At 53.9% G+C, this 25,589-nt stretch carries 23 protein-coding genes; 16 read left to right on the top strand and 7 right to left on the bottom strand.

Annotation, left to right across the window (positions count from 1 at the left end):
• Positions 1-30 precede the first annotated feature (30 nt).
• The 6 genes from rng to csrD all read right to left on the bottom strand — a co-directional run bounded on the left by rng (position 31) and on the right by csrD (position 6,926).
• Positions 31-1,500 (bottom strand): ribonuclease G, encoded by a 1,470-nt coding sequence (rng, locus tag RHN82_RS11990; RefSeq protein ID WP_003860405.1) that lies wholly within the window; start codon positions 1,498-1,500, stop codon positions 31-33.
• Positions 1,490-2,083, bottom strand: coding sequence for a nucleoside triphosphate pyrophosphatase (locus tag RHN82_RS11985; RefSeq protein WP_040118162.1), 594 nt, complete (start codon positions 2,081-2,083; stop codon positions 1,490-1,492). Before RHN82_RS11985 ends, rng begins: the two co-directional genes overlap by 11 nt.
• Positions 2,084-2,092: 9 nt before the next feature.
• Positions 2,093-2,581 (bottom strand): rod shape-determining protein MreD, encoded by a 489-nt coding sequence (mreD, locus tag RHN82_RS11980; protein ID WP_003860402.1) that lies wholly within the window; start codon positions 2,579-2,581, stop codon positions 2,093-2,095.
• Positions 2,581-3,597, bottom strand: coding sequence for a rod shape-determining protein MreC (mreC, locus tag RHN82_RS11975; protein WP_003860400.1), 1,017 nt, complete (start codon positions 3,595-3,597; stop codon positions 2,581-2,583). The genes mreD and mreC overlap by 1 nt, the downstream gene beginning before the upstream one ends.
• Before the next feature lie 62 nt (positions 3,598-3,659).
• Complete coding sequence (gene mreB, locus RHN82_RS11970) at positions 3,660-4,703, bottom strand: rod shape-determining protein MreB (protein WP_000913396.1); 1,044 nt, start codon at positions 4,701-4,703, stop codon at positions 3,660-3,662.
• A 282-nt stretch (positions 4,704-4,985) separates the two neighbouring features.
• Positions 4,986-6,926 (bottom strand): RNase E specificity factor CsrD, encoded by a 1,941-nt coding sequence (gene csrD / locus RHN82_RS11965; protein WP_047051261.1) that lies wholly within the window; start codon positions 6,924-6,926, stop codon positions 4,986-4,988.
• A 184-nt stretch (positions 6,927-7,110) separates the two neighbouring features.
• Between csrD and RHN82_RS11960 the strand changes: the two genes are divergently transcribed.
• From RHN82_RS11960 to RHN82_RS11895, 14 genes are all read left to right on the top strand, one after another.
• Complete coding sequence (locus tag RHN82_RS11960) at positions 7,111-8,085, top strand: MDR family oxidoreductase (RefSeq protein ID WP_047051262.1); 975 nt, start codon at positions 7,111-7,113, stop codon at positions 8,083-8,085.
• 77 nt (positions 8,086-8,162) lie between these two features.
• Complete coding sequence (msrP, locus tag RHN82_RS11955; RefSeq protein WP_032626457.1) at positions 8,163-9,164, top strand: protein-methionine-sulfoxide reductase catalytic subunit MsrP; 1,002 nt, start codon at positions 8,163-8,165, stop codon at positions 9,162-9,164.
• Complete coding sequence (gene msrQ, locus RHN82_RS11950; RefSeq protein WP_047051263.1) at positions 9,165-9,764, top strand: protein-methionine-sulfoxide reductase heme-binding subunit MsrQ; 600 nt, start codon at positions 9,165-9,167, stop codon at positions 9,762-9,764.
• A 234-nt stretch (positions 9,765-9,998) separates the two neighbouring features.
• On the top strand, positions 9,999-10,451 hold the full coding sequence (gene aroQ, locus RHN82_RS11945) for a type II 3-dehydroquinate dehydratase (RefSeq protein ID WP_003860391.1): 453 nt from the start codon (positions 9,999-10,001) through the stop codon (positions 10,449-10,451).
• Positions 10,452-10,472: 21 nt separating this feature from the next.
• Positions 10,473-10,937, top strand: coding sequence for an acetyl-CoA carboxylase biotin carboxyl carrier protein (gene accB, locus RHN82_RS11940; RefSeq protein ID WP_003860389.1), 465 nt, complete (start codon positions 10,473-10,475; stop codon positions 10,935-10,937).
• A 10-nt stretch (positions 10,938-10,947) separates the two neighbouring features.
• Positions 10,948-12,297, top strand: coding sequence for an acetyl-CoA carboxylase biotin carboxylase subunit (accC, locus tag RHN82_RS11935; protein WP_003860388.1), 1,350 nt, complete (start codon positions 10,948-10,950; stop codon positions 12,295-12,297).
• Between the two features lie 108 nt (positions 12,298-12,405).
• A complete protein-coding gene (locus tag RHN82_RS11930) occupies positions 12,406-12,648 on the top strand; it encodes a YhdT family protein (protein ID WP_003860385.1) in 243 nt (80 codons plus the stop codon).
• Entirely contained in the window at positions 12,638-14,089 is a 1,452-nt protein-coding gene (gene panF, locus RHN82_RS11925) for a sodium/pantothenate symporter (RefSeq protein WP_023323805.1), read from the top strand. Before RHN82_RS11930 ends, panF begins: the two co-directional genes overlap by 11 nt.
• A gap of 11 nt (positions 14,090-14,100) precedes the next feature.
• The gene (gene prmA, locus RHN82_RS11920) at positions 14,101-14,982 is read left to right on the top strand and encodes a 50S ribosomal protein L11 methyltransferase (RefSeq protein WP_017382703.1); all 882 of its coding nucleotides are present in this window, start codon (positions 14,101-14,103) and stop codon (positions 14,980-14,982) included.
• 137 nt (positions 14,983-15,119) lie between these two features.
• Positions 15,120-15,860 carry a carbonic anhydrase gene (locus RHN82_RS11915; protein WP_047051264.1) on the top strand — a complete coding sequence of 247 codons (741 nt, stop codon included), beginning with the start codon at positions 15,120-15,122 and terminating at the stop codon, positions 15,858-15,860.
• Between the two features lie 329 nt (positions 15,861-16,189).
• A complete protein-coding gene (gene dusB / locus RHN82_RS11910; protein ID WP_006812176.1) occupies positions 16,190-17,155 on the top strand; it encodes a tRNA dihydrouridine synthase DusB in 966 nt (321 codons plus the stop codon).
• A gap of 23 nt (positions 17,156-17,178) precedes the next feature.
• A complete protein-coding gene (gene fis, locus RHN82_RS11905) occupies positions 17,179-17,475 on the top strand; it encodes a DNA-binding transcriptional regulator Fis (protein WP_000462905.1) in 297 nt (98 codons plus the stop codon).
• A gap of 178 nt (positions 17,476-17,653) precedes the next feature.
• Positions 17,654-17,818: a DUF2556 family protein gene (locus RHN82_RS11900; protein ID WP_003860373.1), complete on the top strand. Its 165-nt coding sequence runs from the start codon at positions 17,654-17,656 to the stop codon at positions 17,816-17,818.
• A 140-nt stretch (positions 17,819-17,958) separates the two neighbouring features.
• Positions 17,959-20,043: a bifunctional diguanylate cyclase/phosphodiesterase gene (locus tag RHN82_RS11895; protein ID WP_047051265.1), complete on the top strand. Its 2,085-nt coding sequence runs from the start codon at positions 17,959-17,961 to the stop codon at positions 20,041-20,043.
• Here RHN82_RS11895 and envR read toward each other — a convergent pair.
• The gene (gene envR / locus RHN82_RS11890) at positions 20,038-20,685 is read right to left on the bottom strand and encodes an acrEF/envCD operon transcriptional regulator (protein WP_047051266.1); all 648 of its coding nucleotides are present in this window, start codon (positions 20,683-20,685) and stop codon (positions 20,038-20,040) included. The genes RHN82_RS11895 and envR overlap by 6 nt on opposite strands.
• Positions 20,686-21,084: 399 nt before the next feature.
• Between envR and RHN82_RS11885 the strand changes: the two genes are divergently transcribed.
• Both RHN82_RS11885 and RHN82_RS11880 read left to right on the top strand, forming a co-directional pair.
• Positions 21,085-22,224: an efflux RND transporter periplasmic adaptor subunit gene (locus RHN82_RS11885; RefSeq protein ID WP_047051267.1), complete on the top strand. Its 1,140-nt coding sequence runs from the start codon at positions 21,085-21,087 to the stop codon at positions 22,222-22,224.
• An 11-nt stretch (positions 22,225-22,235) separates the two neighbouring features.
• Complete coding sequence (locus RHN82_RS11880; protein ID WP_047051268.1) at positions 22,236-25,349, top strand: efflux RND transporter permease subunit; 3,114 nt, start codon at positions 22,236-22,238, stop codon at positions 25,347-25,349.
• Positions 25,350-25,589: the final 240 nt, after the last annotated feature.

The following is a 25,589-nucleotide window of genomic DNA, read 5'->3' as shown; positions in this document are numbered from 1 at the left end:
GTCAGCCTTAAATCTCGCAGCGAACTGCGTTTACATCATGACGACGTCAAACTGCTCCTGGTTATAGAGCGGCTCAATTTGCACTTTTACCTGTTTGCCGACAAAGATTTCCACTTCCGCCAGCGCGTGCGACTCTTCCCCTTTCAGGGCCTCCGCCACCGCAGGGGAAGCATAGACCAGAAAACGGTCTGAGTCGTAGGCATGATGGACACGGACAATCTCACGCATGATCTCGTAGCAGACCGTCTCCACCGTCTTTACCGTTCCGCGTCCATGGCAGGTTGGACACTCATTACACAGGACATGTTCCACGCTTTCGCGGGTCCGTTTCCGGGTCATTTCCACCAGACCGAGCTGCGAGAAGCCATTGATGCTGGTTTTCACGCGATCTTTACTCAGCGCCTGCTCCAGGGAGTGCAGCACGCGACGGCGGTGATCTTCATTGTTCATATCGATAAAGTCGATGATGATAATGCCGCCCAGATTACGCAGGCGCAGCTGGCGCGCGATGGCCTGCGTCGCTTCGATGTTGGTGTTGAAGATGGTGTCATCGAGGTTGCGATGGCCGACAAACGCGCCGGTGTTGATATCGACGGTGGTCATCGCTTCGGTTTGATCGATGATCAGATAGCCACCCGATTTCAGCTCAACCTTACGCTCCAGCGCACGCTGGATTTCGTTTTCAACGTCATAGAGGTCAAATATCGGCTGGCGTCCGGTGTAATGCTCCAGCAGACCCGGCATTTCCGGGATGTACTCGGCGGTGAACTCCAGTAAGGCTTCGTACGTCAGACGGGAATCCACGCGGATGCGGTCAAGCTGGGCGTCGGCGAAATCGCGTAATACGCGCTGAGCGAGCGCCAGCTCACCGTACAGCCGGTAGCGGGTCTGGTTGCGTTTTTTACGCTCCATCACTTTGGTCCAGACGCGCTTCAGGTAGGCCGCATCCGAGGCCAGATCTTCTTCGCTGATCCCTTCCGCCGCGGTACGGATAATAAACCCGCCCTGCTCGTCGCAGTAGGCGCTGACCACCTTTTTCAGGCGCTCACGCTCGCTTTCGCTCTCAATACGCTGTGACACGCCGACGTGCGACGCCCCCGGCATAAAGACCAGATAGCGTGAAGGCAGGGTGATGTCGGTGGTCAGACGCGCGCCTTTGGTGCCCAGCGGATCTTTTACCACCTGCACCATCAGATCCTGGCCCTGACGCACCAGCTCAGAGATGTCGCGCACGGCAAACTGCTTTTGCTCTTCGCCTGCCACGCATTCGGTGTGCGGCATGATATCGGAGGCATGTAAAAACGCTGCCTTATCGAGCCCAATATCTACAAAAGCCGCCTGCATACCCGGCAGGACACGACTGACACGACCTTTGTAGATATTGCCTACGATTCCGCGTCGCGCTTCACGCTCAATATGAATTTCCTGGAGAATGCCACCATCAATGTAGGCCACACGGGTTTCCGATGGCGTTACGTTTACCAACAATTCAGCCGTCATAATTATCCCTTCCCTCACGCAGTGAGTTAAAATTGCTCAGCAACTCATACGTTTCCACCAGCGGTAAGCCGACTACGGCGTGATAGCTGCCATTTATCTTCCTGACAAAACAGCCACCCAACCCTTGAATACCGTATGCACCTGCTTTATCCATAGGTTCACCGCTGGCGATATAGCCGGCGATCTCCTCGTCGGTGAGGACTCTGAACGTCACTTCCGTTACCACAAGGCAATCCAGAACGTACTGGCTGTCTGCCAGCGCTACCGCCGTCATCACCTGATGGGTTTGTCCGGACATGCTACGCAGCATCCGCGCCGCATGGTCTGCGTCGCGGGGTTTCTCAAGCACCTCACCATTGAGAATGACGATGGTATCCGCACCCAGTACCGGTAAGTCACGCGGCACGCATGCCACGCCCGCCTGCGCTTTTTCACGTGCCAGACGAGAGACATACTGCTGAGCGCTTTCACCCTCAGCACGTTTTTCTTCAATACCGGTAACGATGCGTTCGAAGGAGACACCCAACTGCGCGAGCAGTTCCTGGCGACGCGGAGAACCGGAGGCAAGATACAAAGACGTCATAGAAACCTTTTATTGCACGGCAAACTGCTGGCGAATTTTACGCATCAGCAGGAACAGCCACGGCCAGAGCACACCGTTTACTACACTACTCCAGAACACTTCCGGTCGGAAAGAGACGTTGATCACTAAAAACTCTGCCCAGAAAACAACGATATCCGCAGCGAGCGACAACAACATCACCACCAGCGCCTGTTGCCAGAGCGCAAGGTTACGAAAGAGCTGGAATTTGAGTGCGACGAGATACGCAATAATGCTCATGGATAAGGCGCGGACGCCAAGCGTAGAGCCACTGATAAGATCCAGTATGGCACCCATCACAAAACCTGTGCCGACATTTACGCGGTGCGGCAGGGCGAGGATCCAGTAGAGCAAAATGAGCAATACCCAGTTTGGCCGGAAAACAAGAATGTCGTCCGGCCAGGGCATAATTTGCAGCAACAGTGCAACGAGGAATGAGAGCCAGATTACCCAGCGCCCCTGGCTACGATAACTGGCCACTACTGCCCTCCACCCGAGACTTGCGGCGGTGGCGGCGCGTCCGGCAGCGGCTGCGTTAACCCCGTCGCCGGAGCCGGTACGGGTGCAGGTGGTCCCATCGCATCCGGCGCAGGCAGCACCTGCGGCATCATCTGCATCAGGCGTTCATTGGCCACGCGATGCACATCTTCCGGGGTCATCGGGTTAGCGCCGTTACGATCGGCGCCCCACAGCAGCAGCAGGTAGCGCAAACGCTGCAAGCCAGCCGTTGGACGCGCCTGAATCACGGTATAGGCACGCTGAGTATCGAGCTTCACGGAAGAGACAACCGCAACCGGGTAGCCCTCAGGGAAACGACCGCCCAGACCGGACGTCACCAGCACGTCGCCCACGCGGATATCCGTGTTGGCGGGCAGATGTTCCAGTTGCAGATCGTCCGTGCAGCCATTACCGGCGGCAATCACGCGAATATCGTTACGCAGCACCTGAATCGGCAGTGCATGGGTGGCATCGCAAATCAGCAGCACGCGGCTGGTCAGTTTGGCAACCGCCACAACCTGGCCCACGACGCCTTTATCGCTGATGACAGGCTGACCTTCGTATACGCCGTTCACGCTGCCTTTATCAATCACCACCTGATCGCTGTACGGATCGTTTACGGTGGAGATCACCTGGGTGACCATTTTCTGTTCATCCTGGCGCAGCGGCGAGCCAAGCAGTTCACGCAGGCGTGCGTTTTCCTGCTTATATTGCCCCAGCATCAGCAGCTCGCTGTTTTTCAGCAGCAGCTCCTGGCGTAACGCACGGTTTTCAAGTTCGAGCTGGTCACGCGATGAGAGCGTTTGCGACACGGAGTCGAGCAGTTCACGGGGACCATTTGAAATAAAGTAGAAAGGACTGACGGCGGTATCCATGTACGTTCGGATCTGGCTGAACGTACCGAGGCGGCTATCGGCAATAATGACCCCGAGCGCAACCAGAACCGCCAGGATCAGGCGAAACTGTAGCGACGGGCCACGGCTAAAAATTGGCTTCATAGGCTATGCGTATTCTCGCGTCAGAGAGAAAGGGTAGCAAATTGCTACCCTCTCACACCCGACTACTCTTCGCTAAACAAGTCGCCGCCGTGCATGTCGATCATTTCCAGCGCCTTGCCACCACCACGGGCGACGCAAGTCAGTGGATCTTCTGCAACTACGACAGGAATACCTGTCTCTTCCATTAACAGGCGGTCGAGGTTACGCAGCAGTGCACCACCACCGGTCAGAACCATACCGCGCTCGGAGATATCGGAGGCCAGCTCTGGCGGGCACTGTTCCAGCGCAACCATCACTGCGCTCACGATGCCGGTCAGCGGCTCCTGCAACGCTTCCAGGATTTCGTTGGAGTTCAGGGTGAATCCGCGTGGCACGCCTTCCGCCAGGTTACGACCGCGAACTTCGATCTCGCGAACTTCATCACCCGGATAGGCAGAACCGATTTCGTGCTTGATGCGCTCTGCGGTCGCTTCACCGATCAGAGAGCCGTAGTTACGGCGAACGTAGTTGATGATGGCTTCGTCGAAACGGTCACCGCCGATACGTACGGAGGAGGAGTACACTACGCCGTTCAGGGAGATAACGGCCACTTCAGTGGTACCGCCACCGATATCCACCACCATAGAACCGGTAGCTTCAGAAACCGGCAGACCCGCACCAATTGCCGCAGCCATCGGTTCTTCAATCAGGAACACTTCACGCGCACCGGCACCCTGAGCGGATTCACGGATCGCACGGCGTTCAACCTGGGTTGCGCCAACCGGCACACACACCAGCACGCGCGGGCTTGGGCGCATGAAGCTGTTGCTGTGAACCTGCTTGATGAAGTGCTGAAGCATTTTTTCGGTCACGAAGAAGTCAGCAATAACGCCGTCTTTCATTGGGCGGATCGCGGCGATGTTGCCCGGCGTACGGCCCAGCATCTGCTTCGCATCATGACCTACTGCGGCCACGCTTTTTGGCGAGCCGGCACGATCCTGACGAATGGCCACAACGGAAGGCTCATTCAATACGATGCCTTGTCCTTTTACATAAATAAGGGTATTCGCGGTACCCAGGTCAATGGACAGGTCATTGGAAAACATGCCACGAAATTTTTTCAACATACTAAGGGATAATCCTGAAAGCTGGGGCGGAAAACAAAATCCGCTTACTTTACCAACCACACGCAGCAGCGACAAGGCGCAAAAATCGTCTGCTACGGTGAAAATTAGTGCAGCACGTTTCCTTTGTTACAAATTCATCCCCTGAATCCCTCAGGGCTGAGTAAACAGCAGCGTCCCTCACTTTCACTTGTAACCCATTAAAGGTCGTTCACTGGCTTTTATGCTCGTCTTGCTCAAAGCTACAGGCGCGATATTCTACGTGAAAACAAAGTAAACGGCAGGTCAAACAGAGTATCTTTGCAAATATTTTTTCACATTGGTGTCAAGCGGCTGAGAGGCGGCAAAAAAATCCCCCTGACCGCCCGTCACGCCGCGCTCTGTCAACATCTGCCATTCACTTCGTGAACGTACGCCTGCGGCAAATACTTGCGTTTGCGTTCCTTTGCACGCTTCCACCAGGCTTTGTACCAGCAGCTGGTTTTCGGTGCGTTTTTCAATATTCCTTACCAGACCCGGATGCAGCTTCAATAATTCAACATCCAGCTCTTTGATCCAGCTGGTACTCACCAGCGTCAGACCCGCCTGGGTTACCGCCACGCGAGCCCCAAGCGCATTGATTAAACGCACCACCGGGCGCAACCGGCTGATGTGTTGACCTACATCTGCCTCTGCAAGTTCAAAAATAATGCGTTTGCGTTGCGATTTTTCGCATTGCATTAACGTGTCACGTAACCAGCGCTGGAAGCGCGGACGGATCAGCGATTCGACGGTCACCTGCAAAGCCAGATTTTCTTCAGGCCAGTACGATAAAAACGGAATGAGGCGGGTGATTTGCTGACGGTCATACTCTTCGGACAATCCGAATTGCAACACCATGGGCAGATATTCCGCGGAGATAACCTCTTCGGTGCCATCAAAAATACGGCACATCAACTCACGATGATGGACATGACCACTCTTCATGACCGCCGGTTTTTGATAGATGCGCGGTCCGCCCCGGCTCAGCATCTGTTCAATCAGGGTTCGCCAGCGCACGTTGCCACGCCCTTTCTCCGGCAGCGTATCATCATAGACCGCCCAGCCGTTCGCCCCCTGCAATACGGCGTTACGCGTGGCCGCTTCCGCATGTTCCATCACCTGCTCCGTCGACTGACCGCCGCGCCAGGCACAGATGCCCATATGCACCATGTCGTCTCTGTCGAGCATTTTGCTCTGGGGCAGCGCATCGACGGCTTTCAGCAGCTGGCTGGCGATACTCTCGGACTCCTTTAAGGTGCGATGCGGCAGCAAGACGGCAAAGTCGCTGCGGTGGTAGCGTGCCAGTAACGCGCCGGGGTAGCGCATAATAAAGGTGGACAGCAGGTTAATCAGCGTAAAGAGGTTCTCTTCCGCCACGCGCTGGCCCCAGGTATCACGGAGCAGATCGAAGTCGGGCAGGCGAATCATCATTACCACGCCATGCGTACCCACCTTTTCGGGGTCATCAAGAAGCGTAGCCAGCTGATTATCAAAGAAGAGACGGTTGTTCAGGCCCGTTTTGTTATCCTGCGCGGCGTAAGAGCGAATCAACGTGTCCATACGGCTACGCTGATCGCTGGCAAACTGGATTTCGGAGAGCAGCACGTCCAGGGCGCTACTGGTGCGTGATGGCCATTCATAAACCGATCCCCGCACCTGCGGACCCCGCTCGCCATTCAGTATCCGCACGGAGCGTGTTTCCAGCAGTTCCTGGCCGGAAAGTTGACGACGCTGCCAGCGAACCGCGAGGAAAATCAGCAGTACGATAAAGGCAACGGCGATGGTTAAGGGCGCGGTGGTCATGAGCGAGCGTAAATAGTTGCTCATCGGATCCTGGTACATCAGATGAATTGTCATACCCGGATGTTTAAGCGAATGAACCGTAACGTCCCGATACTGATCTACCGTGCCGGCAGGACGATAGCTGCCCTGGCGGGTATGGCTGAAAACGGTCTGCTTCCCCTGTTTAATGTCGATCTGCACTATATCCACAGGCACCATTAACTCATCCAGCTCACGCGAAAGCGCCGGGAAGGAGGTTGTAATCAGGCGAGTGTCGATAACCGATGCAACCGATTCAACCCGGTTAATCAGCTTATCCTGGATGGCATTGTAAAAGCTCAGCGAGCAGCCAATTAGCGTGACAAATATGGTCAGCCCCGTCAGCAAGGTAATAAAAGCTGAGAACTTCGTCGTTAATCGCATCCTTGAGATTACTCCGTGGGTTGAAGGGGGGTGCAAGTGAGCACTAACTTGCATTTCAAATGCGACATACTACCAAACCTGGTGTATCTGGCAATTTATTGCGTTAAATCGGCACTGCGTTTCATTGAGCGAGTATAGTCATCAGAACATATTTTCCCATCATCAAACCTAGTGAGGACCCTGTATGCAGGCTTTGATCTTAGAACAGCAGGACGGCAAAACCGTTGCCTCGGTGCAAACCATTGAGGAGAGCCGCCTGCCGGAGGGCGACGTGACCGTAGATATCGACTGGTCCAGCCTGAACTATAAGGATGCACTGGCGATTACGGGAAAAGGTAAAATCATCCGAAATTTCCCGATGGTGCCAGGAATCGACTTTGCAGGCCGCGTGCATACCAGTGAAGATCCGCGTTTTCACGCCGGACAGCAGGTGCTGCTCACCGGCTGGGGAGTAGGTGAAAACCACTGGGGCGGACTGGCAGCGCAGGCGCGCGTAAAAGGTGACTGGCTGGTCCCGATGCCCAAAGGTCTGGACGGTCGTAAGGCGATGATCATCGGCACGGCAGGTTTCACGGCCATGCTGTGCGTGATGGCGCTGGAAGAGGCCGGGATCCGTCCTGAGTCGGGCGAAATTGTCGTCACCGGCGCCAGCGGCGGCGTGGGCAGCACGGCCGTCACGCTGCTGCACAAGCTGGGGTATCAGGTCGCCGCCGTCTCTGGCCGCGAAAGTACGCATGATTATCTACGTCAGCTGGGCGCAAGCCGCATTCTGAGCCGCGACGAATTTACCGAGACCCGCCCGCTGGAAAAACAGGTCTGGGCTGGCGCAGTAGATACCGTCGGCGACAAAGTGCTGGCGAAGGTGCTGGCGCAAATGAATTACGGCGGCTGCGTGGCGGCCTGTGGACTGGCGGGTGGTTTTGCCCTGCCGACAACGGTGATGCCATTTATTCTGCGTAACGTGCGTCTTCAGGGTGTCGATTCGGTCATGGCCCCAGCCGAGCGGCGGGCTGAGGCCTGGGAACGTCTGGTGCAGGATCTGCCAGCCTCATTCTATGAGCAGAGCGCCACGGAGATTACCCTGAGCCAGGCGCCAGAGTTCGCCAGTAAAATCATGGACAACCAGTTCCACGGTCGTGCGCTGGTTAAAATCGCCTAATCTTCAAATTTTCGTGACATATTCGCGCTAACCCTCCTCCTCCGTCATGCTTAGAAAAACGCCTGACGGAGGATGCCATGAAAACCCGAAAACTGACGGAAGCCGACGTAACGTCTGAATCTGTCTTTATGCTACAGCGCCGCCAGATCCTGAAAATGCTTGGCATCAGCGCCACCGCCCTGACGCTCACCCCTGCGGCCCATGCCGATCTGCTCGACTGGTTTAAGGGCAACGATCGCCCGAAAGCCCCCTCCGGCGCACCGCTTAACTTCACGAAACCAGCGCAGTGGCAGAATAAACTGACGCTAACGCCGGAAGACAAAGTCACCGGCTATAACAACTTCTATGAGTTTGGTCTTGATAAGGCCGATCCTGCCGCCAACGCCGGGAGCATGAAAACCGATCCCTGGACGCTGAAGATAGATGGCGAGGTGGCAAAACCGCTGACGCTGGATCATCATGACCTCACCACCCGCTTCCCCCTTGAAGAACGCATTTACCGTATGCGCTGTGTGGAAGCCTGGTCGATGGTGGTGCCGTGGGTAGGTTTCCCTTTGCACAAACTGCTGGCGCTGGTTGAGCCCACCAGCAACGCGAAGTATGTTTCCTTCCAGACGCGCTATGCCCCGGACGAGATGCCAGGCCAGAAGGATCGGTTTATCGGCGGCGGGCTGGAGTATCCCTACGTTGAAGGTTTACGTCTCGACGAAGCCATGCATCCGCTTACGCTGCTCACCGTCGGGGTTTATGGCAAAGCGCTGCCGCCGCAAAACGGGGCGCCCATTCGCCTGACCGTACCGTGGAAATACGGTTTCAAGGGCATCAAATCGATCGTCAGCATTAAGCTCACCCGTGAACGCCCCCCCACCACCTGGAACCTGGCAGCGCCTGACGAGTATGGTTTTTTTGCCAACGTTAACCCGCACGTTGACCATCCGCGCTGGTCGCAGGCAACGGAACGTTTTATCGGTTCCGGCGGCGCGCTGGATGTTAAACGCCAGCCAACGCTGCTGTTTAACGGCTATGCGGATGAGGTGGCATCCCTCTACCGTGGGCTGAACTTACGGGAGAACTTCTAAGTGCGTTTAACGGCAAAGCAGATAACCTGGCTGAAGGTACTCCTGCATTTAGCCGGATTGCTCCCTTTTATCTGGCTCTTCTGGGCAGCCAGCCAGGGACAGTTCAGTGCCGATCCGGCGAAAGATATTCAGCATTTTACGGGTCGGATGGCTCTGAAATTTTTGCTGGCGACCTTGCTCGTCTCACCGCTGGCGCGCTACGCTAAACAGCCATTATTGATACGTACCCGTCGGCTTTTAGGGCTATGGTGTTTTGCCTGGGCGACGCTGCATCTCACCAGCTACGCCCTGCTGGAACTGGGCATTAACAACCTGGCACTCCTTGGCAGCGAACTGGTGACGCGTCCCTATCTGACGCTGGGTATCGTAAGCTGGCTGGTTTTACTGGCGCTGACGCTGACCTCCACGCAGTATGTGCAGCGAAAACTGGGTCGACGCTGGCAACTGCTGCACAACTTCGTCTATCTTGTCGCGATCCTCGCCCCCATTCATTACCTGTGGTCGGTGAAGATTTTATCCCCTCAGCCGGTCATCTATGCTCTGCTGGCCCTGGCCCTTTTAGCGTGGCGTTACAAGAAGTTCCGCCAGTGGTTGCGATAGTTCACGAAACTGTGCGTTTTCCCGCAGATTATTTATCAACCGCGAATCTTTTTCGGATAGCGGTTGATAATCTTCCCTGATAAGACCAGTATTTAGCTGCCAAATGCTACGAAATCGTTATAATGTGCGACTTCGGTTTTCCCGACAGGGGTTTTAGGCCTCTGAAAGGGTGACAATTGCGCTTTGAGGGTATATGTTGTTTTTTACCCGAAAATCGCAGGAGATAGCGGCACAATGGCTGATAAATTCCAAATTTTAGTTTTAAACGGACCGAACCTGAACATGCTCGGCACCCGTGAGCCAGAGAAGTACGGCACGCTGACATTGAGCGAAATTGTTAACCGTCTGAGTACGGAAGCAGCGTCGCTGAATGTGGATTTGGACCATTTTCAGTCAAACGCGGAGTACGCAATCATCGACCGTATTCATCAGGCTAAAGACACTGTGGACTATATCCTGATCAATCCGGCCGCGTTTACGCACACCAGTGTTGCTATACGCGACGCACTGCTCGCGGTGAGTATCCCGTTTATCGAGATCCACCTGAGTAACGTGCACGCCCGCGAGCCGTTCCGCCACCATTCCTACCTGTCAGATATCGCCGCTGGCGTGATTTGTGGGCTGGGTGCAGACGGCTATTCATACGCTTTACAGACAGCGGTAAAACGCTTGTCACAATCACACTAAACAAGAGTACGGAACCCACTCATGGATATTCGTAAGATTAAAAAACTGATCGAGCTGGTTGAAGAATCAGGCATCTCCGAACTGGAAATTTCTGAAGGCGAAGAGTCTGTACGCATCAGCCGTGCAGCCCCAGCCGCTAGCTTCCCGGTAATGCAGCAAGCTTACGCTGCGCCAGTGCAGCAGCCTGCGCTCTCCGCAGCCGTTGCGCCAGCGGCAGCAGAAGCGGCACCTGCGGCTGCAACAGAAATCAGTGGTCACATCGTACGTTCCCCAATGGTTGGTACTTTCTACCGCACCCCGAGCCCGGACGCGAAGGCGTTCATCGAAGTGGGTCAGAAAGTCAACGTAGGCGATACCCTGTGCATCGTTGAAGCCATGAAAATGATGAACCAGATCGAAGCAGACAAATCAGGTACTGTGAAAGCGATCCTGGTCGAAAGTGGTCAGCCGGTAGAATTTGACGAGCCGCTGGTCGTCATCGAGTAACGAGGCGAACATGCTGGATAAAATTGTTATCGCCAACCGTGGCGAGATTGCACTGCGTATTCTTCGTGCCTGTAAAGAACTGGGCATCAAGACCGTGGCCGTGCACTCAAGCGCGGATCGCGATTTAAAACACGTATTGCTGGCGGATGAGACGGTCTGTATCGGTCCGGCTCCGTCCGTAAAAAGCTATCTGAACATCCCGGCTATCATTAGCGCCGCCGAAATCACTGGCGCGGTCGCGATTCACCCGGGTTATGGTTTCCTCTCCGAGAACGCCAACTTTGCTGAGCAGGTTGAACGCTCTGGCTTTATCTTCATTGGCCCGAAAGCCGACACCATTCGCCTGATGGGTGACAAAGTGTCTGCCATCACCGCGATGAAAAAAGCTGGCGTGCCTACCGTACCGGGCTCTGACGGCCCGCTGACCGACGATATGGATGCTAACCGCGCCCATGCTAAACGCATTGGCTACCCGGTGATCATCAAAGCGTCCGGCGGCGGCGGCGGTCGCGGTATGCGCGTTGTACGCAGCGATGCTGAACTGGCGCAGTCCATCTCCATGACCAAAGCGGAAGCGAAAGCGGCTTTCAGCAATGACATGGTGTACATGGAAAAATACCTGGAAAACCCACGCCACATCGAAATTCAGGTGCTGGCTGACGGTCAGGGTAACGCAATCTATCTGGCAGAACGTGACTGCTCCATGCAGCGTCGTCACCAGAAAGTCGTCGAAGAAGCGCCAGCGCCGGGCATTACGCCGGAACTGCGTCGCTACATCGGTGAGCGTTGCGCCAAAGCGTGTGTCGATATCGGCTATCGCGGGGCGGGTACCTTTGAGTTCCTGTTCGAAAACGGCGAGTTCTACTTCATTGAGATGAACACCCGTATTCAGGTTGAACACCCGGTTACCGAAATGATCACCGGCGTTGACCTGATCAAAGAACAGCTGCGTATCGCAGCCGGTCAGCCGCTGTCCATCAAACAGGAAGAAGTTGTGGTGAAAGGCCATGCGGTAGAGTGCCGTATCAACGCCGAAGACCCGAACACCTTCCTGCCAAGCCCGGGTAAAATCACGCGTTTCCACGCGCCGGGTGGCTTTGGTGTGCGCTGGGAGTCCCATATCTACGCCGGTTACACCGTACCGCCGTACTATGACTCAATGATCGGTAAGCTGATCTGCTACGGCGAAAACCGTGACGTGGCCATTGCCCGCATGAAGAACGCCCTTCAGGAGCTGATCATTGACGGGATCAAAACCAACGTTGATCTCCAGATGCGCATTATGAGCGACGAGCACTTCCAGAATGGTGGCACTAACATCCACTACCTGGAGAAAAAACTCGGTCTGAACGAGAAGTAAGAGACCAGTGTTGCTAAAAGGCCGGATTATCCGGCCTTTTTTATTTCTGGGGATCGCTAAGCCCCATCATGTACAATCCCCGCTTTCTTCATCCACAAGGGACAAAAAATGGACAAACGTTTTGTTCAGGCCCATAAAGAAGCGCGCTGGGCGCTGTGGCTGACCCTTCTCTATCTCGCTGCATGGTTAGTAACTGCTTACTTACCTGATTCGGCGATTGGCATTACCGGCCTCCCGCACTGGTTTGAAATGGCCTGCCTGCTGCTGCCGCTGGTGTTTATCCTGCTGTGCTGGGCGATGGTGAAATTCATCTATCGCGATATTTCACTGGAGGACGATGATGCAGCTTGAAGTCATTCTGCCCCTTATCGCTTACCTGTTCCTGGTGTTTGGCCTGTCGGTTTATGCGATGCGTAAACGTTCGACCGGCACCTTTCTGAACGAGTATTTCCTCGGGAGCCGCTCAATGGGTGGCGTCGTGCTGGCCATGACGCTGACCGCTACGTACATCAGCGCCAGCTCGTTTATTGGTGGCCCCGGCGCCGCTTATAAGTACGGGCTGGGTTGGGTACTGCTGGCCATGATCCAGCTGCCTGCCATCTGGCTCTCTCTGGGCATACTGGGTAAAAAGTTTGCCATTCTGGCCCGTCGCTACAATGCCGTAACGCTGAACGATATGCTGTTTGCCCGCTATCAGAGTCGCTTGCTGGTATGGCTGGCAAGCCTGAGTCTGCTGGTGGCGTTTATTGGCGCAATGACGGTGCAGTTTATCGGCGGCGCACGTCTGCTGGAGACGGCAGCCGGTATCCCCTATGAGACAGGTCTGGTCATTTTCGGTGTGAGTATCGCGCTGTATACCGCGTTTGGCGGGTTCCGCGCCAGCGTACTCAACGACACGATGCAGGGGATGGTGATGCTCATTGGCACCCTCGTTCTGCTGGTAGGTATCGTGCATGCCGCAGGAGGCCTGAGCCATGCGGTTGAAACCCTGGAAGCGATCGATCCGAAACTGGTCTCGCCGCAGGGGGCGGATGACATCCTCTCGCCAACCTTTATGACCTCGTTCTGGGTGCTGGTGTGCTTTGGCGTGATTGGCCTGCCGCATACCGCCGTGCGCTGCATCTCATATAAAGACAGCAAAGCGGTGCACCGCGGGATCATTATCGGGACAATTGTGGTGGCGATCCTGATGTTCGGTATGCACCTGGCGGGCGCGCTGGGACGCGCGGTGATCCCTGACCTTACCGTACCGGATCTGGTCATTCCGACCCTGATGGTGAAAGTGCTTCCGCCGTTTGCCGCCGGGATTTTCCTCGCCGCACCCATGGCGGCCATTATGTCGACCATCAACGCTCAGTTGCTGCAAAGTTCCGCTACGATCATTAAAGATCTCTATCTGAATTTGCGCCCTGAACAGGTCGAAAATGAGCGACGCCTCAAGCGTATGTCGGCGGTGATTACCCTGGTGCTGGGGGCGTTGCTGCTGCTGGCCGCATGGCGTCCACCGGAGATGATCATCTGGCTGAACCTGCTCGCCTTTGGCGGGCTGGAGGCCGTTTTCCTGTGGCCGCTGGTGCTGGGGCTGTACTGGGAACGCGCGAATGCCGCGGGTGCATTAAGCGGTATGATTGTCGGGGGCGTCCTGTATGCCGTTCTCGCCACGTTTAAAATTCAGTATCTGGGCTTCCATCCGATCGTGCCTTCGTTACTGTTAAGTTTACTGGCGTTTGTGGTGGGAAACCGTTTTGGTCGACCGGTGCCACAAACTGCCCTGATTTCTACTGACAAATAAAGAGTTTTGCCATGCCGTGGATCCAATTAAAACTGAACACAACCGGCGCGAACGCCGAAGAACTGAGTGATGCGCTGATGGAGGCCGGTTCGGTCTCTATCACCTTCCAGGACACGCATGACACGCCTGTCTTTGAGCCGCTGCCAGGCGAAACGCGCCTGTGGGGTGATACGGACGTTATCGGCCTGTTCGATGCAGAAACCGACATGAAAGAGGTCGTGGCGATTCTGGAAAACCATCCGCTGCTGGGCGCGGGTTTCGCGCATAAAATTGAACAACTGGAAGACAAAGACTGGGAACGCGAGTGGATGGACAACTTCCATCCGATGCAGTTTGGTCAGCGTCTGTGGATCTGCCCAAGCTGGCGTGAAGTGCCTGATGAAAACGCCGTCAACGTGATGCTGGATCCGGGCCTGGCGTTCGGCACCGGTACTCACCCGACAACCTCCCTGTGCCTGCAATGGCTGGATGGCCTGGATCTGGAAGGCAAAACCGTGATCGACTTCGGTTGCGGTTCCGGAATCCTTGCTATCGCGGCACTGAAACTGGGCGCGGCAAAAGCCATCGGGATCGACATCGATCCGCAGGCGATTCAGGCCAGCCGTGATAATGCCGAGCGTAATGGCGTTTCCGATCGCCTTGAACTGTATCTGCCGGACGCCCAGCCAGAGGCGATGAAAGCCGATGTGGTGGTCGCGAATATCCTGGCTGGCCCGTTACGCGAGCTGGCGCCGTTAATCAGCGTCCTGCCGGTTGAAGGCGGTCTGCTGGGCCTGTCCGGTATCCTTGCCAGCCAGGCAGACAGCGTCTGTGAAGCCTACGCCGATCTCTTTGCGCTCGACCCGGTGGTCGAGAAAGAAGAGTGGTGTCGCATCACCGGCCGTAAAAAATAAGCGTTTGGCGTGGTCGTCTGACCACGCCTTTTCCCTTCGGTTTTTTCTCCCGCCTTCTTCCTTTCTTCGATAAAATAACCGCACAAATCATAATGTTAATTATTGATTTGGATAATAAAATTCACAGGAAGAATATGATGAAACACATTTCAGGCAAGGCAGCGCTGCTGGCGCTGAGCATGATTTCGGCTACGGCTTACGCATCACACTGGAGCTATCAGGGTAAAGACGCACCGGAACACTGGGGCGAACTGGACGAGGCGTACAAGACGTGTAAAAGCGGGATGTATCAGTCGCCGGTCAACATAGACAACACGGTCAAAGCCCACATCTCTCCGCTGGAAACGCACTATATCGACGGCCCGGTCATTCTGACAAACAACGGCCATACTATCCAGGCGAGTGAAAATGCCGATACACGCGACAGCATCACGCTTGATAAACAGCGCTGGACGTTACAGCAGTTCCATTTCCATGCACCATCCGAAAACACGGTGCACGGTAAAAAATACGCAATGGAAATGCATCTGGTCCATAAAAACGCTGACGGCGAACTGACGGTCGTTGCCGTTATGTTCGATCAGGGCGCGGCAAACACTGAACTGGATAAACTCTGGGGCGTGATGCCAGGACAGGTTGACCAGAACGTCACGATTAAGCCAACCCTCGATGTGAATAAATTACTGCCCGCGGATAAAACCTACTGGCGTTTTAGCGGCTCTCTGACCACGCCACCGTGTTCAGAAGGGGTAACGTGGCTGGTGCTCAAGCATCCGCTGACCGTCTCTGCTGAACAGCTGCAAAAATTCACTCACACCATGCATCACGAAAACAGCCGACCGGTTCAGCCGCTTCATGGCCGTCTGGTTGTTGAATAAGTCGATTTTGTACGTTGATATCCTGTGCTGAAATGCGACGCAGATCGCAAAGAAGCGCCATAATCTGCTGCTTATAGCAGCAGATTATCCCGGACAATTGATCCATTTATTCAGAAATGATGAGAAGTTACGGGAAATTGTAAGCGCCCACAAAATGTTCATTTATTCATAACACAATGATTTAAATAGCGAATAATCTTATCCGAAAAGAATGACTGGCGATTCCTTGATCTACAACAGAGGATTGTTCAAAGTTTGGCCTTTCATCTCGTGCAAAAAATGCGTAATATACGCCGCCTTGCAGTCACAGTATGGTCATTTCTTAACTCATGCGCATCGGACACCACCAGCTCAGAAATCGCCTGATCGCAGCCCCAATGGCAGGTATTACCGACCGGCCGTTCAGGACGCTGTGCTACGAGATGGGAGCAGGATTAACCGTTTCCGAGATGATGTCGTCTAACCCGCAGGTTTGGGAAAGCGATAAGTCCCGCCTTCGGATGGTGCACGTGGATGAACCAGGTATCCGCACCGTGCAAATTGCCGGAAGCGTGCCTGAAGAGATGGCAGATGCCGCGCGTATTAACGTGGAAAGTGGCGCCCAGATTATTGATATCAATATGGGTTGCCCGGCCAAAAAGGTGAATCGCAAGCTTGCAGGTTCAGCCCTTCTGCAATACCCCGACCAGGTGAAGTCAATCCTGACGGCGGTTGTCAGCGCAGTGGACGTTCCTGTTACGTTGAAGATTCGCACGGGTTGGTCGCCGGAACACCGTAACTGCGTAGAGATTGCCCAACTGGCCGAAGACTGTGGCATTCAGGCCCTGACCATTCATGGACGCACTCGCGCCTGTTTGTTCAACGGTGAAGCTGAATACGACAGCATTCGGGCAGTTAAGCAGAAAGTTTCCATTCCGATTATCGCGAATGGCGACATTACTGACCCGCTTAAAGCCAGAGCTGTGCTCGACTATACGGGAGCTGATGCTCTGATGATAGGACGTGCCGCTCAGGGAAGACCCTGGATCTTTCGGGAAATCCAGCATTATCTGGACACTGGGGAGCTGCTTGCCCCGCTGCCTCTGGCAGAGGTCAAGCGCTTGCTTTGTTCGCATGTTCGGGAATTGCATGACCACTACGGCCAGGCAAAAGGGTACCGAATTGCGCGTAAACACGTCTCCTGGTATCTCCAGGAGCACGCTCCAAATGACCAGTTTCGGCGCACATTCAACGCCATTGAGGATGCCAGCGAACAGCTGGAGGCGTTGGAGGCATACTTCGAAAATCTTGCGTAATGAAATAAAGAGCTGACAGAACTATGTTCGAACAACGCGTAAATTCTGACGTACTGACCGTTTCTACCGTTAACTCTCAGGATCAGGTGACTCAAAAGCCCCTGCGTGACTCGGTTAAACAGGCACTGAAGAACTATTTTGCTCAACTGAACGGTCAGGATGTTAATGACCTGTATGAGCTGGTACTGGCTGAAGTTGAACAGCCACTGTTGGACATGGTGATGCAATACACCCGTGGTAATCAAACCCGCGCTGCCCTGATGATGGGCATCAACCGTGGTACCCTGCGTAAGAAACTGAAAAAATACGGCATGAACTAATTTCGATTAGCTAACTGCTTGTTTAAAAAGGCGCTCTTCGGCATGGGGAAGCGCCTTTTTTATCGCCCGGACGGGCAACCGTCAACGCTTTGTAAACCTTCCCTTTCCCCACTTTTCAACGCCCGCTTTTCGTGTATATTTCCACCAACTTACAGGCTCTCTTTTCGCGGAATGACACATGATTCGTAAATACTGGTGGCTGGTCGTTTTTGCTGTCTCTGTTTTCATTTTCGATGCGCTGCTGATGCAGTGGATTGAACTGATGAGCACTGAAACCGATAAATGTCGCAATATGAATTCCGTGAACCCGCTTAAACTGGTCAACTGCTCAGAGCTGGACTAACCGCTTCCATCCTGTAAAACCCCTGTTAACACCTAATAAAAACAGGGATTTAAATCACTTTTCGTCATTTCCTGACGATGATAATGTCTGTGCCCTTTCCAACCGCTCTTGCTTAACGTCTCACAACGAGTGAACAGACCATGCTGGTTAGCCAATACAACCAAATCCTCGTAGTCATCTCCTTTATCGTTGCCATTCTTGCCGCCTACACCGCGCTGAATATGGCTGCGCGCGTTGCCGGAAGCCAGGGCGTCGCTGCACGCGTCTGGCTGGCAGGTGGCGGTGTTTCGATGGGGATTGGCGTGTGGGCGATGCATTTCATCGGTATGCTGGCGATGGATCTTTCCATGAGCATGAGTTACAACGCGGCCCTGACCGTGCTTTCGATGGTTATCGCCATCAGCTCGTCAATGTTCGCCCTGTGGCTTGTTAGCGGCGAGCAGCTACGTTTGCGTCGGTTACTGCCTGGCGCCGTCGTGATGGGAACGGGCATTGTTGCCATGCACTACACCGGTATGGCTGCCCTGGAGGTCACACCGGGTATTGTCTGGGATAAAACGTGGGTGGCTATCTCTGTGGTCATTGCCCTTGCCGCTTCACTGGCCGCTCTTTGGCTGACGTTCCGTTTACGTCAGGAAGCTGCACGAATGGCGTTGATGCGGCTGGGGGCGGCGATCACCATGGGCATCGCTATCGCTGGCATGCATTACGCTGGCATGGAAGCAGCACAATTTCCGATGTCGACGATGGTCCACCATCATGGCATTAACGGGAGCTGGCTGGCGATACTGGTTAGCGTGGTCGCGCTCGCTATTCTGGGGATTACGCTGCTGGTGTCGATGTTCGATGCCCGCCTTCAGGCTCGTACCTCGCTGCTGGCCTCATCACTGGCAGAAGCTAACCGTGAACTCGCACAGCTGGCGTTACATGATACGCTGACGCGATTACCCAATCGTATTCTGCTTGAGGATCGCCTCGATCAGGCCATCAGCAAGGCCGATCGCGAAGGAAGCCCTTTCGCGCTGATGTTTATGGATCTCGACGGCTTTAAAACCGTCAACGATGCCTATGGTCATGATGTCGGTGACAAGCTTCTGGTAGCGGTGACTCAGCGTTTGCTGTTGCAGTTGAAAGGCCAGTACACGCTGGCGCGTATCGGTGGGGATGAATTCGTCCTGCTGGCCGAAACCGCCACTCCGGATGATGCTGCCTCACTGGCAAATTCACTGGTGCGCGTCATTGATAGCCCGTTCCATCTCGATCCTTACGAACTGATGGTCACCCTGAGCATTGGCATTGCGCTCTATCCACACGATGGCAAAACCGATCGTGAACTGATGTTTAACGCCGATGCTGCGATGTACCACACAAAACATATGGGTCGTAACGGCTATCACTTCTTCCAGCCGTCAATGAATACGCTGGCGCAGACGCATCTACAGCTGATGAATGATCTGTGGCAGGCCATCGACCGTAATGAGTTACGCCTGCTTTATCAACCTAAATTCCACGCCCCTGCCGGACCTGTCCTCGGGTTCGAAGCGCTGTTACGCTGGCAGCATCCCAAACAGGGGTTACTCCCCCCCGACCTGTTTCTACCGCTGGCAGAGAAAACGGGGCTGATTATTCCCATTGGAAACTGGGTAATCGACGAGGCCTGCCGCCAGCTGCGTGAATGGCATCTTCAGGGCCACACGGACTGGTCAATGGCGGTGAATCTTTCTACGTTGCAGTTCGAACAGCCGTCGCTGGTTAAAACGGTTCTCGATTGTCTGACGCGCCATAGCGTGCCACCCGGCATGTTGATTCTTGAGGTGACTGAAACCACGGCAATGAACAATCCGGACGAAAGCGTACGCGTCCTGACCGCGCTGACGGATGCGGGAGTAAAAGCCTCAATAGACGATTTTGGTACAGGTTACTCAAGTCTTCTCTATCTTAAGCGGCTCCCCGCCTGCGAGTTGAAAATCGATCGCGCTTTTGTGAAAGAGTTAAGCGGAGAGAGCGAAGATGCGACAATTGTCTCGGCGATTGTCGCCCTGGCAAAAACGCTGAATCTGAAGGTCGTGGCGGAAGGGGTAGAAACCGCAGCGCAGCAGACCTTTCTGACAGAACTGGGATGCAATACGCTACAGGGTTATCTGCTGGGCAAACCAATTACCGCGCAAGCTATTATGGAACAGTGCCAGCACGGGGAGATGTCGCCACCCCGGGCGCAGTCATAAGGCTGTATCGTAAACCACTGGCGCCACTCGGGTGATATTTAGTGTCGCCAGAATATTATCCACCAGCGCCGGTGCTTGTTTGTACAGATTAAAACGGGTGTTATCCATTAACCAGTTTTTAATGACTCCGCTAAAAAAGGCATGGAAAACAATCAGCGCCAGTTCAATATTAGTTTGTGAAGAGATAATGTTATGAGCAATGCATCGCTTTAGCGTCTTGCGAAGATAATCATCGTTTAAACCGATCCGTTTGCGTATTTCACATTCTGAAATCACATCGTCATGAAATTCACACTTATGATACAGAATTTGTAAAAGCGCATACTGTCGGGGTTCACTCGCAATATATTGCAACGCGACAATAAATTGTTCACGAAGCATTAACAAAGGGTCGTCATTTTCGGAAAGCATTAGCCTGTCACGAATGATTTCACGCAGCGGCAATTGCTGTTCCCATATTGCGTTAAATATTTCCGCTTTACTCGAGAAATGCCAGTAAACCGCCCCGCGAGTGAGTTGAGCAGCATCGGCAATGTCGGTAAGCGTGGTGCTGGCCACGCCACGCGTCGCGAATACCCTGATAGCGGCTTCAATCAGCTGCTGGCGGGTCTTTTGTGCCTCTTCTTTCTTTTTGCGCGCCATAACCTGCTACTCGTCACTTACAAGATTGATACGTTATCAAAGGATATTGCCGTGGTCGTGCCCGACAAAGTATTAACCAAAATCCGTATTAGTTTTGCACAAAAAAAGTCAATTCATTTAATTTATAAATCTCGTGAATACATTGAATACATTAAATACATAAAAGGTATGAATGGCATTCACCAAAAAGCATTTCGTTGATTATCCTGACAGAAATAGCGTGTCGAATGCACTGGGCCAGATTCCGATTTTTACTTTTTAAAAGCTCCATCAGCACGTATAAATTAAAAAACATTAAATACCCTCATTATTATACGCAGCTACATTTCTTTTTTTTGCCTCACACCCTTTCACCGATTCATGACAAATATCGGTTCAGGGGTAGTTTAAGGAACAGTAATGACGAATCACTTCAGATGCTTACCCTTATACGGTTTCATTGTCTGTGCCGCTCTGCTCACCGGGTGCGATGGGCAAGAAAACCCACAGCAGCATGCGCAAGCTCCTCAGGTCAGTGTTCATATTGTTAAAAGCGCGCCACTGGCCGTAACGACAGAATTGCCTGGCAGAACTGACGCGTATCGTGTTGCGGAGGTTCGTCCCCAGGTAAGTGGTATCATTCTGCACCGTAATTTTACCGAAGGCAGCGACGTCAAAGCGGGTGACTCCCTTTATCAGATCGATCCGGCCACCTATCAGGCAGCCTACGACAATGCGAAAGGTGAACTGGTAAAAGCACAGGCGGCGGCCAATATCGCTCATCTGACGGTGAAACGTTACGTTCCGCTGGTCGGTACGCAATACGTGAGCAAGCAGGAGTACGATCAGGCGGTGGCAACCGCCCAGCAGGCGGATGCGAGCGTCGTTGCCGCGAAGGCTGGCGTTGAAAGCGCGCGGATCAACCTGGCTTATACGAAAGTCACCTCCCCAATCAACGGGCGTATTGGTAAATCCAGCGTCACCGAAGGGGCGTTAGTCACTAATGGTCAGGCAACTGCACTGGCGACGGTTCAGCAACTCGATCCCATTTATGTCGATGTGACGCAATCCAGCAGCGATTTTATGCGCCTGAAGCAGCAGACGAGCCTGCAAAAAGGAGACACCAGCAGCGTCGAGTTACTGATGGAAAATGGTCAGCCTTATCCGCTGAAAGGAACGCTTCAGTTCTCTGATGTCACGGTAGATGAAAGTACCGGCTCAATCACCCTTCGCGCCCTCTTCCCTAACCCACAGCATATGCTGTTACCGGGTATGTTTGTCCGTGCGCGCATTGACGAGGGTACACAGCCTGATGCCATTCTTGTTCCCCAGCAGGGAGTAACCCGTACACCACGCGGGGATGCCACCGTGCTTGTGGTAAACGATAAAAACCAGGTGGAATCACGCACTGTCGTTGCACCGCAGGCGATTGGCGATCGCTGGCTGATCACGGAAGGCCTGAAAAACGGCGACCGCGTCATTATCAGCGGCCTGCAAAAAGTTCGCCCTGGCGTTACCGTCGTGGCTATTCCTGATACCGCCGCGACTCCAGCCAGTTAAGGAATAACGACATGGCTAATTTCTTTATTCAACGGCCTGTTTTCGCCTGGGTACTCGCCATCATTCTGATGATTGCGGGCGGGCTGGCCATTTTAAAACTGCCGGTCGCACAATATCCGACCATTGCGCCGCCGGCGGTGGCAGTGACAGCAACCTACCCTGGCGCTGATGCCCAGACGGTACAGGACACCGTAACTCAGGTTATCGAACAGAACATGAACGGTATCGATAATCTGATGTACATGTCGTCCACCAGTGATTCCGCCGGTAATGTCACCATTACGCTGACGTTCCAGTCTGGCACGGATCCTGATATCGCGCAGGTGCAGGTTCAGAACAAACTCCAGCTCGCCATGCCGCTGCTACCGCAAGAAGTGCAGCAGCAAGGTATCGGCGTGGAGAAATCCAGCAGCAGCTTCCTGCTGGTTGCTGGCTTTGTGTCGGACAATAAAAACCTCACGCAGGATGATATCTCCGACTATGTTGCTTCTAACGTAAAAGATGCGATCAGCCGTACTTCCGGCGTCGGTGACGTGCAGCTGTTCGGTGCCCAGTATGCAATGCGCATCTGGCTGGACAGCAACGCGATGAACAAATATCAGCTCACGCCGCTGGATGTTATTAACCAGCTGAAAACGCAAAACGACCAGATTGCTGCGGGCCAGTTAGGAGGAACGCCGTCCGTACCTGGGCAGCAACTGAACGCCTCAATTATTGCTCAAACGCGCCTGAAATCGCCGGAGGAGTTTGGTCGTGTGACGCTGAAGGTGAACCAGGACGGCTCAATGGTCCACCTGAAAGATGTAGCCCGCATTGAGCTGGGTGGCGAAAACTACAACATGGTCACCAAAATCAATGGCCAGACAGCAACGGGGCTGGGGATCAAGCTGGCGACTGGCGCAAACGCGCTGGATACCGCTGCCGCCATCAAGAGTAAACTGGCGCAGTTGCAGCCCTTCTTCCCTCAGGGTCTGAAAGTCGTGTATCCGTACGACACCACACCTTTCGTGAAGATCTCCATCCATGAAGTGGTGAAGACGCTTTTTGAAGCGATTGTTCTCGTGTTCCTGGTGATGTACCTGTTCCTGCAAAACCTGCGGGCAACGCTTATTCCCACTATCGCCGTGCCCGTAGTGTTACTGGGCACCTTTGCGGTACTGGCTGCGTTCGGGTTCTCCATTAACACCCTGACGATGTTCGGGATGGTATTGGCGATAGGTCTTCTCGTCGATGACGCCATCGTGGTGGTCGAGAACGTAGAACGCGTCATGGTTGAGGACAAGCTGCCGCCAAAAGAGGCGACGCAGAAGTCGATGGAGCAAATCCAGGGCGCTCTGGTGGGCATTGCCATGGTGCTTTCGGCGGTATTTATTCCGATGGCATTCTTTGGCGGTTCAACCGGGGCTATCTATCGTCAGTTCTCGCTGACCATTGTCTCTGCGATGGCCTTGTCGGTACTGGTGGCGTTGATATTAACACCTGCTCTTTGTGCCACGCTGCTCAAACCGGTTTCCAGCGAACATCATGAAAAGAAAGGTGGTTTCTTCGGCTGGTTTAACGCGCTCTTTGATAAGAGTGTGGAGCACTACAGCAACAGCGTAAGCGGCATTTTACGTAAGACCGGCCGCTATCTGCTGGTTTACGTCATCATCGTCGGCGGCATGGCAGTTCTGTTCCTGCGCCTGCCTTCCTCCTTCCTGCCGGAAGAGGATCAGGGGGTGTTTATGACGATGGTTCAGTTGCCGGCAGGGGCGACGCAGATGCGTACCCAGCAGGTACTCGATCAGGTTCAGGATTATTACCTGACGAAAGAGAAAGCGAACGTTGAATCGGTCTTTACCGTAAACGGGTTTAGCTTTAGCGGACAGGGTCAGAACTCCGGTATCGCTTTCGTCAGCCTGAAGCCATGGGAAGAGCGTCCGGGCAAGGAAAACGGCGTTGAGGCGATTGTCAGCCGCGCGACGAAAGCGTTCAGCCAGATCAAAGACGGTCTTGTATTTCCGTTTAACCTGCCTGCCATTATTGAACTGGGTACCGCAACAGGCTTTGACTTTGAACTGATTGACCAGGCAAACCTGGGACATACGCAGTTAACGCAGGCGCGTAACCAGCTGCTGGGCATGGTGAGAGAACATCCTGACTTACTGGTCCGCGTGCGTCCTAACGGACTGGAAGATACGCCACAGTTCAAGCTGGACGTCGATCAGGAGAAGGCACAGGCGCTGGGTGTGAGCGTGTCTGACGTCAATCAGACGATTTCAACAGCGCTGGGTGGCACCTATGTGAACGACTTTATCGATCACGGACGGGTGAAAAAAGTTTATGTCCAGGCTGATGCTCGCTTCCGTATGCTACCCGGAGACATTAACGGCCTGTATGTGCGTAGCGCTAACGGCGAAATGGTACCTTTCTCTGCCTTTAGCAGCTCTCACTGGGTGTACGGTTCACCGCGTCTGGAACGTTACAATGGGATGCCATCAATGGAGATCCTCGGTGAGTCTGCACCAGGCAAAAGTACCGGTGAGGCAATGGCGCTGATGGAAAGCCTTGCGTCAAAACTGCCTTCCGGCATCGGCTACGACTGGACGGGGATGTCTTACCAGGAACGACTTTCCGGGAATCAGGCTCCGGCGCTGTACGCCATTTCACTGATTGTGGTGTTCCTGTGTCTGGCGGCTCTCTATGAAAGCTGGTCTATTCCCTTCTCGGTCATGCTGGTTGTGCCTCTGGGGGTGATCGGCGCGCTTCTGGCTGCATCAATGCGAGGGCTGAACAATGACGTTTACTTCCAGGTTGGTCTGCTTACGACAATTGGTTTATCAGCCAAGAACGCCATACTGATCGTTGAGTTCGCCAAAGATCTCATGGATAAAGAAGGTAAAGGGATTATCGAAGCTACGCTTGAAGCCTCGCGTATGCGTCTGCGTCCTATCCTGATGACTTCCCTGGCATTCATCCTTGGTGTTATGCCTCTGGTCATCAGCAGCGGTGCAGGTAGTGGGGCACAAAATGCGGTCGGGACGGGCGTGATGGGCGGGATGCTGTCAGCCACCCTGTTGGCCATATTCTTTGTTCCTGTTTTCTTTGTGGTTGTCCGGAGACGATTTACAAAGCACAAGGATTAATGAAAATCATAAAGGCACCTCTGGTGCCTTTTTTATTTCCTGAAAACAATGTAATAAAACGCCGCCTCTTCACATTTCCTCCATTAATAATCAGTGCCCGCGCTTTTTTCTTCATAATTTTTACAATCCACACAAATTGAGATTATTCCCCGTGCTGCATGGTATTAGTGCGGTGGTAAAATAATCATCGATTCGTTAATTGCCGCATCGGCTCTTTAGCGAATAGGTGATCATATTGAG

Source organism: Enterobacter cloacae complex sp. EB5, assembly GCF_031432835.1.
GTDB lineage: Bacteria > Pseudomonadota > Gammaproteobacteria > Enterobacterales > Enterobacteriaceae > Enterobacter > Enterobacter hormaechei_C.
The sequence above is the reverse complement of the archived record's forward strand: the minus strand, read 5'-3'. Positions and strand labels throughout refer to the sequence as shown.

Bases quoted from the DNA above. Each gene is read 5' to 3' on its own strand.
- rng (WP_003860405.1), bottom strand. From the start codon at position 1,500: ATGACGGCTGAATTGTTGGTAAACGTAACGCCATCGGAAACCCGTGTG.
- RHN82_RS11985 (WP_040118162.1), bottom strand. From the start codon at position 2,083: ATGACGTCTTTGTATCTTGCCTCCGGTTCTCCGCGTCGCCAGGAACTG.
- mreC (WP_003860400.1), bottom strand. From the start codon at position 3,597: ATGAAGCCAATTTTTAGCCGTGGCCCGTCGCTACAGTTTCGCCTGATC.
- mreB (WP_000913396.1), bottom strand. From the start codon at position 4,703: ATGTTGAAAAAATTTCGTGGCATGTTTTCCAATGACCTGTCCATTGAC.
- csrD (WP_047051261.1), bottom strand. From the start codon at position 6,926: ATGCGATTAACGACGAAGTTCTCAGCTTTTATTACCTTGCTGACGGGG.
- RHN82_RS11960 (WP_047051262.1), top strand. From the start codon at position 7,111: ATGCAGGCTTTGATCTTAGAACAGCAGGACGGCAAAACCGTTGCCTCG.
- msrP (WP_032626457.1), top strand. From the start codon at position 8,163: ATGAAAACCCGAAAACTGACGGAAGCCGACGTAACGTCTGAATCTGTC.
- aroQ (WP_003860391.1), top strand. From the start codon at position 9,999: ATGGCTGATAAATTCCAAATTTTAGTTTTAAACGGACCGAACCTGAAC.
- accB (WP_003860389.1), top strand. From the start codon at position 10,473: ATGGATATTCGTAAGATTAAAAAACTGATCGAGCTGGTTGAAGAATCA.
- accC (WP_003860388.1), top strand. From the start codon at position 10,948: ATGCTGGATAAAATTGTTATCGCCAACCGTGGCGAGATTGCACTGCGT.
- RHN82_RS11930 (WP_003860385.1), top strand. From the start codon at position 12,406: ATGGACAAACGTTTTGTTCAGGCCCATAAAGAAGCGCGCTGGGCGCTG.
- panF (WP_023323805.1), top strand. From the start codon at position 12,638: ATGCAGCTTGAAGTCATTCTGCCCCTTATCGCTTACCTGTTCCTGGTG.
- prmA (WP_017382703.1), top strand. From the start codon at position 14,101: ATGCCGTGGATCCAATTAAAACTGAACACAACCGGCGCGAACGCCGAA.
- RHN82_RS11915 (WP_047051264.1), top strand. From the start codon at position 15,120: ATGAAACACATTTCAGGCAAGGCAGCGCTGCTGGCGCTGAGCATGATT.
- dusB (WP_006812176.1), top strand. From the start codon at position 16,190: ATGCGCATCGGACACCACCAGCTCAGAAATCGCCTGATCGCAGCCCCA.
- fis (WP_000462905.1), top strand. From the start codon at position 17,179: ATGTTCGAACAACGCGTAAATTCTGACGTACTGACCGTTTCTACCGTT.
- RHN82_RS11900 (WP_003860373.1), top strand. From the start codon at position 17,654: ATGATTCGTAAATACTGGTGGCTGGTCGTTTTTGCTGTCTCTGTTTTC.
- RHN82_RS11895 (WP_047051265.1), top strand. From the start codon at position 17,959: ATGCTGGTTAGCCAATACAACCAAATCCTCGTAGTCATCTCCTTTATC.
- envR (WP_047051266.1), bottom strand. From the start codon at position 20,685: ATGGCGCGCAAAAAGAAAGAAGAGGCACAAAAGACCCGCCAGCAGCTG.
- RHN82_RS11885 (WP_047051267.1), top strand. From the start codon at position 21,085: ATGACGAATCACTTCAGATGCTTACCCTTATACGGTTTCATTGTCTGT.
- RHN82_RS11880 (WP_047051268.1), top strand. From the start codon at position 22,236: ATGGCTAATTTCTTTATTCAACGGCCTGTTTTCGCCTGGGTACTCGCC.